The following is a 1,799-nucleotide window of genomic DNA, read 5'->3' on the forward strand; positions in this document are numbered from 1 at the left end:
ATAGTTGTTTCAAAATCAGGTCTCCATGGCAAAACAAAATTTTAAAATCACTAACTGGCCCTCCTATAACAAGGCCCTCAAGCAGCGCGGTTCTCTAACCGTATGGCTAGATGAATCAGCCATTGCCGCGCTATACACCCACATACAGCTGTTTGTCCGCCTTCACCGTCAAATACACCGGCTTTTCCGGACGAGGTTGCGGCACCGCCGTGGATGCCGGCAAGTCGACACGAATATCGACAGTCGCCAGCGGCGCTGCCACCATTAAAGATGATCAGCAGCACCAGCATCACGTCAATGAACGGCGTGACGTTGATGTCATGCATCTCGCTGTCACCGCTCGTATCATCATGCAAATGCATCGCCATAACTTAACCCACCCGCAGTTTTTGATTAACCGCAGTCAAACGGTTACCGTTACTCGCGGCCACATCCAAATCGCGGCTCACCAGCAAAAGAACCTGTACCGCTACATCACCCATCAGCGCTTTATAGCTGCCAATTCCGCGAGCAAACACGTTGTAAATCACCACTGCCGGGATGGCGGCAACCAGACCAATCGCGGTAGCTAACAGCGCCTCGGCGATCCCCGGCGCGACGACGGCCAGGTTGGTGGTTTGCGTTTGTGCAATGCCGATAAAGCTGTTCATGATGCCCCAGACCGTACCGAACAGCCCGACGAAGGGGGCTACCGCACCGACCGTTGCCAGATAGCCGTTACCACGCCCCATTTGGCGACCCGCTGCCGCCACGCGACGCTCCAGACGGAAAGCAGTACGCTCTTTGATGCCATTATTGTCATCAGAACGGGCAGAAAGGGTTAACTCATTTTGCGCATCGGCCAGCAATACCGCCGCGGTGCTGTCAGCTTTAAAGGCCTCAACGATATCTGCCGCGTCATCCAAAGTGCGCGCCTGCTCCAACGCCGCATATTCACGACGCAGGCGACGTTTGGCACCCACCAGTTCGACGCTTTTACCAAAAAAGATCGCCCAGGTAATCACGGAGGCCAGCAGCAAACCGATCATGACGGATTTCACCACCAGATCCGCATGCTGATACATGCCCCAAACGGAAAGATCGGTTTTCATAATGTTGCCTGCATTGCCTTGCGGCAGAGCCAACGGCGATGCAGGCACCGCAGCAGCATCAGCGACGGTAGGGTCAACCGTCGAAGGCGTCGATGCCGCAGCAGCAGCTTCTGGTGCAGGTGCACTGGCGGCAGCGGTGTTGGCAACAGGTGTAGAAGCAGGTGCTGCGAACGCATTTCCACTTAGTCCTGCTGACGTGACTAGTCCCGCCGTTAAAAACAGAGCCGTCAACATGCTACGGGAAAATGCGCTGAACGCGCCGCGTTGTGTAAGCCAGGCGGGCAATGCCTGGGAAGAAATATGACCGACAGCCGTTTTCACGCTGTGCCTCCACCTATACCAATGAATAGTACAACACCAATGAGTAGTGCATCGAATCGACGGGAAATGATATCAAACTGAGCACGAATTGATAGTAGTTCTCATTACTATTTATGCGTTTTGAGCACAAAAAACCACAATATCTATAAGGTAAAACACGGGTTTGTCATGCCATCTTTGATGGGTCTGCCAATTTGCCAGTCCTGAGACAACAAAAGTCGCGTTCTGTGATCGACTTTGAGTTATTACACCATTGTTGAGGCTTTGTTGAATAAATCAGAACTTGTAACGACTGTGCCCCATCGGTCGATTGTTACGTGATGCGAATACTGTTCGGCATTCCTAATAGCGTGATCCGGTTAAGCGCTTTGACCATCGCCATGGCTT

General features: G+C 52.8%; 1 protein-coding gene and 3 pseudogenes. 1 reads left to right on the forward strand and 3 read right to left on the reverse strand.

Features of this window, described 5'->3' with window-relative positions; translation table 11 throughout:
* Positions 1–25: 25 nt before the first annotated feature.
* A pseudogene (locus ACTBDZ_RS17500) lies at positions 26–130 on the forward strand (IS5/IS1182 family transposase); the annotation flags it as partial.
* Positions 131–136: 6 nt separating this feature from the next.
* Here ACTBDZ_RS17500 and ACTBDZ_RS17505 read toward each other — a convergent pair.
* From ACTBDZ_RS17505 to ACTBDZ_RS17515, 3 genes and pseudogenes are all read right to left on the reverse strand, one after another.
* Positions 137–368 (reverse strand): annotated as a pseudogene (locus ACTBDZ_RS17505) (biopolymer transporter ExbD); the annotation flags it as partial.
* Positions 369–371: 3 nt separating this feature from the next.
* Positions 372–1,412, reverse strand: a complete 1,041-nt coding sequence (exbB, locus tag ACTBDZ_RS17510) for a tol-pal system-associated acyl-CoA thioesterase (protein WP_438816234.1) — start codon at positions 1,410–1,412, stop codon at positions 372–374.
* 313 nt (positions 1,413–1,725) lie between these two features.
* Positions 1,726–1,799, reverse strand: a pseudogene (locus tag ACTBDZ_RS17515) (surface-adhesin E family protein); the annotation flags it as partial.

The sequence above is a fragment of the Symbiopectobacterium sp. genome, from assembly GCF_051710365.1.
Classification (GTDB): Bacteria; Pseudomonadota; Gammaproteobacteria; order Enterobacterales; family Enterobacteriaceae; genus Symbiopectobacterium.